The sequence below is a fragment of the Patescibacteria group bacterium genome, assembly GCA_028707065.1.
Taxonomy (GTDB): domain Bacteria; phylum Patescibacteriota; class Patescibacteriia; order Patescibacteriales; family WJLG01; genus JAQTUZ01.
In genome coordinates this window covers 1-6,472 of sequence record JAQTUZ010000037.1, presented here as the reverse complement: position 1 = coordinate 6,472, position 6,472 = coordinate 1, and the positions used below count along the sequence as shown (strand labels likewise).

Annotated in this window: 8 protein-coding genes; 5 read left to right on the top strand and 3 right to left on the bottom strand. The window is 42.7% G+C overall.

Going from position 1 to position 6,472, the window contains the following annotated elements:
- Both PHE24_06995 and PHE24_06990 read left to right on the top strand, forming a co-directional pair.
- The coding region (locus tag PHE24_06995) for an RNA-directed DNA polymerase (protein ID MDD4902843.1) at positions 1–543 on the top strand (543 nt) is incomplete at its 5' end.
- A gap of 195 nt (positions 544–738) precedes the next feature.
- Positions 739–1,380: a hypothetical protein gene (locus tag PHE24_06990; GenBank protein ID MDD4902842.1), complete on the top strand. Its 642-nt coding sequence runs from the start codon at positions 739–741 to the stop codon at positions 1,378–1,380.
- 142 nt (positions 1,381–1,522) lie between these two features.
- On the opposite strand, the gene recA is transcribed toward PHE24_06990, so the two are convergent.
- The gene (gene recA / locus PHE24_06985; protein MDD4902841.1) at positions 1,523–2,575 is read right to left on the bottom strand and encodes a recombinase RecA; all 1,053 of its coding nucleotides are present in this window, start codon (positions 2,573–2,575) and stop codon (positions 1,523–1,525) included.
- Positions 2,576–2,739: 164 nt separating this feature from the next.
- On the opposite strand from recA, the gene PHE24_06980 reads away from it, so the two are divergent.
- Together PHE24_06980 and PHE24_06975 are read left to right on the top strand one after the other, a co-directional pair.
- Entirely contained in the window at positions 2,740–2,913 is a 174-nt protein-coding gene (locus PHE24_06980; protein MDD4902840.1) for a hypothetical protein, read from the top strand.
- Positions 2,914–3,297: 384 nt separating this feature from the next.
- Entirely contained in the window at positions 3,298–3,681 is a 384-nt protein-coding gene (locus PHE24_06975) for a hypothetical protein (protein ID MDD4902839.1), read from the top strand.
- A 96-nt stretch (positions 3,682–3,777) separates the two neighbouring features.
- On the opposite strand, the gene PHE24_06970 is transcribed toward PHE24_06975, so the two are convergent.
- Both PHE24_06970 and PHE24_06965 read right to left on the bottom strand, forming a co-directional pair.
- Entirely contained in the window at positions 3,778–3,987 is a 210-nt protein-coding gene (locus tag PHE24_06970; protein MDD4902838.1) for a hypothetical protein, read from the bottom strand.
- A 33-nt stretch (positions 3,988–4,020) separates the two neighbouring features.
- The gene (locus PHE24_06965; GenBank protein ID MDD4902837.1) at positions 4,021–4,665 is read right to left on the bottom strand and encodes a hypothetical protein; all 645 of its coding nucleotides are present in this window, start codon (positions 4,663–4,665) and stop codon (positions 4,021–4,023) included.
- A gap of 200 nt (positions 4,666–4,865) precedes the next feature.
- Here PHE24_06965 and PHE24_06960 point away from each other — a divergent pair, with 200 nt between their 5' ends.
- The gene (locus PHE24_06960; protein ID MDD4902836.1) at positions 4,866–5,321 is read left to right on the top strand and encodes a hypothetical protein; all 456 of its coding nucleotides are present in this window, start codon (positions 4,866–4,868) and stop codon (positions 5,319–5,321) included.
- Positions 5,322–6,472: the final 1,151 nt, after the last annotated feature.

Sequence of the window (6,472 nt, the reverse complement as noted above, 5' to 3'; positions counted from 1 at the left end):
AATCACAAAATTTTAAAAAATATTTTAGCTAAATATATCGCTGATATAGATTTGCTTTGGCTGTTCGGACAAGTGATTGATAGTTTTAACACCGCGGGTAAGCGGGCTATCGGCTTGGCGCTGGGGAATTTAACTTCGCAGTTGTTAGTTAATATCTATCTGAACGAATTTGATCAGTTCGTGAAGCGTGATTTGAAAATAAAATATTACGCGCGCTATGCCGATGACTTTATTTTTTTAAGCGAAGACAAGAAAAACTTAATTGTCATTTTTTTAAAGATAGATGAATTTTTGAAGAACATTCTTAAACTATCGCTTCATTCCGACAAGTGTTTTATTAAAACTTTGGCCTCGGGCGTTGATTTTTTGGGCTGGGTTAATTTTTCTGATTTCAGAGTTTTAAGAACTTCGACTAAAAGGCGGATGCTAAAGAGAGTTGAAAATAGCCCAACCTCGGAAACTATTGCTTCATATTTAGGCTTGCTTAAGCACGGTAATGCTTTTCGTCTCAGTGAAGAAATTGTTAGCAAAATCAAGTTTTAAACTATTTATTATGACATAGTTTTGTATATTATGCAAGAGCAAGTATTGACAAAATAATTATTTTGTGATAAGATTCAACCATGTTTTTTAGGCAGTACTTTGAAATTAACGAAAGAGGTTGTAATAAACGGCGAAAGCCTCATCCCGGCAAGGTGCTGGAATGAAGTGATTGTCAAAAACAAAAGGAGGCTGACCATGTCGGCAAAAGACATGCTCGGTGCGGTGGTGCGAAATATCGTAGCGCTCCCGGCAGAAATGCTCGGGGCGATTCTGGATTTCTCGGAGAAACTGTTGAGCGAAGCGGGCGGGGAATGGTTAACGGAATTTAAAAAGTTTCTTCGGAAAGAGCAGAGCTGGACGGGCGTTGTCGCGAAAAAAATTCTCCGCCTTATTTCAGGAGGCGAAATTCTGACAATAGAAGGATTAGACGGTCAGGAGTATATCGGCGGCGCCAAAGAAGTTTTTAAGGGGTATATTGATGACGATTTCAAGAATTACGGCTTGAACCAGGCCGGCGATGCCACCCCTGAAACCGCCGTGCAAGTGCATGAGCTGATCGAAGATGCGTCCTTCGCGAAAATGTTCACTTCGCTTACCAGCGATTTGGACAAGCTCTGCCTTACCCAGCACCAGATCAAGCGGTTCTGCGTGAAATATCCCAACTGGCTTCGCCAGGAAGGATATGCCACTTTTTTTCTGTTGAAGATGAATGGCGAATATTTTGTGGCCCTCGTGTACGTTTCTTCCGACGGTCTCTTTGTCTACGTCCGCCGCTTCGAGCGCGACGATGTCTGGTTTGCCGAGTATCGGTATCGCCTGGTTGTCCCGCAACTTTAGTTTCTTGGTTTTCTGGAACTGGAAACTTTGTCCCTTGGATTCTTGGAACTTTGGTAAAACCATTGTTTTCAAGAATCCCGGGGATTTTTTTATATCAAAAAACGCCTTCAGTCGAAAGCGTTTTTTGATGTATCATCGATGATCAGGAAGTTTCTTCCATTTCTTTCGCTTTGGCTTCGGCGATGATCGCTTTCTTGATATCTTTCATTATTTTCGGATTCTGTTTCAAGAAAGCTTTGGCATTCTCGCGGCCGACGCCGAGTTTGTTTTCGCCGAAAGCATAAGAGTTGCCGAGTTTCTTGACTACGCCGAGCTCGGTGCCGAGATCGAGCATATCGCCGGAAACGGAAATGCCTTCGTTATACATGATATCGAATTCGCAGGCGCGGAACGGCGCGGCGACTTTATTTTTGACGATCTTGGCTTTGACGCGGTTGCCGATGATCCGTTCGCCCTGTTTGATCTGCGCGGCGCGGCGCACTTCGATGCGGACCGAAGAGTAGAATTTCAAGGCGACGCCGCCGGTGGTGGTTTCGGGATTGCCGAAGAAGACGCCGATCTTCTGGCGGATCTGGTTGATGAAGATGACCACGGTCTTAGTCTTGGAAACCACGCCGGTCAATTTTCTCAAAGCCTGTGACATCAAGCGCGCTTGCAGACCCATATGCGAATCGCCCATATCGCCCTCGATCTCTTTTTGCGGAACGAGCGCGGCGACCGAATCGACCACGACCACGTCAACTGCGTTGGAGCGGATCAGAGTTTCCAAAATTTCCAAAGCTTGTTCGCCCGTGTCCGGCTGTGAAATCAAAAGATTATTGACATCCACGCCGATTTTTTTGGCGTATTCCGGATCAAGCGCGTGTTCGGCATCGATGAAAGCCGCAATGCCGCCCATCTTCTGTACCTCGGCGATGATGTGCTGGGCGAGTGTGGTTTTTCCCGAAGCTTCCGGGCCGAAAATTTCAATGATGCGCCCCCGGGGTACGCCGCCGATCCCTAAAGCCAGATCGAGCGAAACGCAGCCGGTCGAAACCGCATCCACATCAGATTTTTTAGCTTCGCCGAATTTCATGATCGCGCCGTCGCCATATTTCTCCTTGATCTGGGTCATCGCCAGCATGGCCGCATCCAATTTGGCCTTTTTATCGCCATCTTTTATCTCTTCTCCTACTGTCTTTTTTTCGTCAGTCATAATATTAAAATTATAAATTATTAATTATGAATTATAAATCTCAAAATTACCCTTATATTATAATCCATAATAAAAATAAGGGCTATATTGACGGGTTGAGATTTTTGTTGTAAATTGAATGGAAATATATTGTACATTTTTTTCACCGTAATAAAGGAGTTTTTATGGCACAGGAACAGAATTGTCGGGAATGCGTCAGAAAAGCGGGCAAATTATGGACCAGTTATATGGACAGCGATCTTGGTGAAGGCCTATGCCCCAAGGCGCAAGGGGAAGTGTACATTTGTGAATTAACAAATCAGAAGGTTGAAGCGCAGGGCATAGTCCATATCGTTTAAATTATTTTCCAGAAATTTTTTTGGCAGTTTCCAAACCGGGACCTGCCATTTTTTAGAAAATTATTAATCTTCCTTGTGGCGCGCATTGGAAAATTTTGGATAAGACGCACAGCGTACCACCGCCGCTGGCGGGGTAAGGAAACCGTGTCCCGCCAGCGGCGGGGCTAGGTTTCATAGCGGAGCGTCCCAAAATTTGTCCCTGCGCGCAGTTTTTCTTGTCCCGTCATTTTTGCGGGATGCGCCACTTTTTTTAAAAAAAGTGGCAAAGATTTTGAAACGGGCTATATTGACAGCGGCCTATTTTTGTTTAATAATATTGCTATTCTTGGTACCTTGAATATTTAAGAGACAAAGCGATGAATACACATTTTAAAAGGAGGGTTTATGAAAGTAAGGTTTCTTTTAAGTGTTCTTTTAAGGGGAAGGGGCAGCCAGGGGATGGTGAAACAGGGGATAGTGAAATTTCTCAAGGAAGAAGAAGTCGGCGAATTGGGCATTGTCTTGCTGAATATTTATTTAGCGGGCAAGGGCTCAGTGAAGAGCGACATACCTATCAACCTGGCGTTTATTCGTGAAAGGGAAAAATTGGTTTCAGCGGAGATAAGAGAGGTCCGTGTTTTTTTAATTAAGGGATGCCGCAATCTTTCGGTAGAACTTGCTTGCATAGAAGAAACACTGGTTGCTTTTCAGGAAACAAAAGAAGCGCTCTTGAAAGAAGACTGGGTCTTGGAAGAAGAAAAGGATATTAAGGAAGAAAAAAGCAGTTAAGAATTTTCATTTCAAGGCAGTCTCTAGATTAGAGGCTGCCGTTTTTTTAATAAAAAAGCCCCCGCTTGAGTGAACGGGGGCGTGTTTTCGATCGGGCTAATGGATCACTATTGCCCGCAAACCAGCTTGCCGGCAAACGCGGAATCGGCCCGGTGCCGGGTTAAAAAATATTTTTCTTCCCAGAACGTCGAAATAAACAGTCGGCGGCTCCAGGGCTTTGATCATCGCGATTATTTTCCATTGCGGAACCGGAGTATAAGCTTCGCCAAAAGCGATGAAGCGTGCTTGCAGATATTGATTCAACAAAACAGGCGGAACTCGCGCTATGGTCAGCGGTTTTCAAAATTCCGCCGCGATCGCCGTCAGCTTGACCCGCGGTTTTGGCGCGGGATCATCCCAATAAACATATTCGTAGATGCAGGTATCCTTGCCGGGATAATTTTCCGGATGGATGATGATGTCGCAGAGCGAGGCAATCAACAGCGAATCGCTTTTTTTTCCCAAAACGCGAAAAAGATCTCGGTGTCCATCGCCATTTTTAAGCTCAATGTTTTTGAGGATTGGCAAGAGCGCCGAGGCCGGAGTATTGACCGGATCGCAGAACCCGACATAGATAATGGTGAAGATGGCAAACTGCCGGTCGGTGGGATCAGTGACCAATGTTCCTCTTTGCAGAAAATTGGCGATCGCCGAGGCCACGCCATTTTCCAATAGATGGACCGTGCTGTCTCGGTAGCCGCCCCGGTATATTTGATAAAGTTGATTCAGGGCAATGCCGGTCTCGTGCCGAGAAAGGGAATCGATGTTAACTGAATATTGGTTGAACCAAGATAACCAATATTTGGCATTGGCGTTGGTTAAAGCGGCTCCGCGCGTAAAATGGCTGGGTGCATCACTGATATCAATATCTTGGGCTTGGGCAAAAACAGGTAAAACAGCTAAAAATAAAATAATCGCCGGTATCATTGTCTTGATTTTCGACATTTTTTATCCTTCAGATGAGGTTTGTTGTTAATGAACGAATCGGAATAATATAGCTTATTTTTACAAAAATGTCAAGGGCGGGGCAAAAATAAGGGCTATATTGACGGGCGATAATTTTTATAGCCTTGCCCCTTGATTTTTTACAGGGGGGGGGGTAAAATATGGGTAGTTTAAGCGATTAATTACTAATGTGAAAAATTATGGAAAATTATAAACCATCGGCAGAGGAAATTAGTCAAGCTGAAGAAAGAATGACTAAAACACAAGAAGAGTTAACGAAAGACAGGGAAAAGATGTTTTCGGCGTTAGAAAAAATGGGGAAAACAGGGTATTTAGAAATATCTGGAGAATTGGTAAAGGAAGGTTTCGCAGAAATAATGAAAGGCATAATTGATAATCATCTTGTGCATATTAGTGTTCTTAGAGAAAAAGACCACTCACCTAACTATACCACTGTTCCACGTTTCCCAGGTTATAAAGATTTTAGCGACAACTATATAGATGGTGAAAAAATAAGCTCGGTACAGGCAACTAATATTTTTAATAAATTTAAAGAGATTGCCATTCAAGATTATAAAATCCAGAAAGCCGATCTTGAGGTGTGGGTAGAAGCGGACAAGAGTGTTAATTCGACAGTAGATAAAATTTTGAGCTAAACATTTAGTTAAACCACTTTTGGTTCCGCCGCAGTCTCGCCTTGGACTGCGGTTTTTTGTTTGGAATAAAGATAGCAGAAGAAATAAATAAATTCCTTATAGCGAGCATTGGAAAATTTCCGTTAAATCACGCAGCGTAGAAGCCGTGCAAAATTGCGTTGTTCGAAGTCCCGCTTCATTATTATAATTTTATAAACGAAAGCGGGACAAGTATAGCAATTTTGCTAGGTTTCCTAGCGGAGCGTCCCAAAATTTGTCCCTGCGCGCCTCCCCTCCTTTCCAAGGAGGGGTCTGGGGGTGGTTTGTATGTGCCACTTTTTTTAAAAAAAGTGGCGAAGATTTTTAATTATAATATAGTAATTTATTTTTATCAGGAAAAATATTATTTGTTCAGTAAATAAGTTCGTGCAGGATAGATCCTTCGCGCGGCGCTCAGGATGACAAAAATAATAATGTCAGGAATAAACCCACCCTGCCTCGCCGGGCTCGGCACCCCTCCCGAGGAGGGGACTTTTCCTTTTGCATTCTTAATTCTTAAATCTTAATTCCTAATTCTTGTGAATAATCTGGGTAAAACCTTTAAACGAGAAGCTTGAGAAATAGTAAATTATCGGTATTATTGCTTAATTTTAGCCAATTTATAATCTATAATTTATAATCTATAATTTTAGCGAAAATCTCTTGACAGATATTTTAATTTCCTATAATATTAACAACATTGAACAGACTACAATTTATTTAGAGGGGAGGCAAACAGGATATAATTTATTATGTCGCTGTTTTTTTCTCACCTAAATTGCACTCTGTTCATGCTCTTTAAAAAACATTAAATAATCTATTCTTTTTGACGCTAGTAGGCGTCAATTCACAATTAAGAAAAGGGTCCCGCCTCGGCGGGATTCGGAAGCCGTCCTGATTCATACTCAGGGCGCACGTACAGTATATAGTCTTGAGAAATCAAGATTCTCTATATTGATGATCGTGAACTTCGGTTCTATATCATCCTTGCGAAAGCAAGTAAAACTTTAAAAGAGAGTTTTCAGCCAAAGGCTGATCACCCTTTGGGTGAGATCCTGGCTAAAATTTTTTAGCAACTGGAACCTCTTTTCTTGGGAAACCAAGTAAAGCATTAAAAGAGAGTTTGATCCTGG

What these genes read in the sequence shown, in the direction of transcription:
- PHE24_06965 (MDD4902837.1), bottom strand. Translation starts at nt 4,665, where the DNA reads ATGTCGAAAATCAAGACAATGATACCGGCGATTATTTTATTTTTAGCT.
- PHE24_06990 (MDD4902842.1), top strand. Translation starts at nt 739, where the DNA reads ATGTCGGCAAAAGACATGCTCGGTGCGGTGGTGCGAAATATCGTAGCG.
- recA (MDD4902841.1), bottom strand. Translation starts at nt 2,575, where the DNA reads ATGACTGACGAAAAAAAGACAGTAGGAGAAGAGATAAAAGATGGCGAT.
- PHE24_06960 (MDD4902836.1), top strand. Translation starts at nt 4,866, where the DNA reads ATGGAAAATTATAAACCATCGGCAGAGGAAATTAGTCAAGCTGAAGAA.
- PHE24_06980 (MDD4902840.1), top strand. Translation starts at nt 2,740, where the DNA reads ATGGCACAGGAACAGAATTGTCGGGAATGCGTCAGAAAAGCGGGCAAA.
- PHE24_06975 (MDD4902839.1), top strand. Translation starts at nt 3,298, where the DNA reads ATGAAAGTAAGGTTTCTTTTAAGTGTTCTTTTAAGGGGAAGGGGCAGC.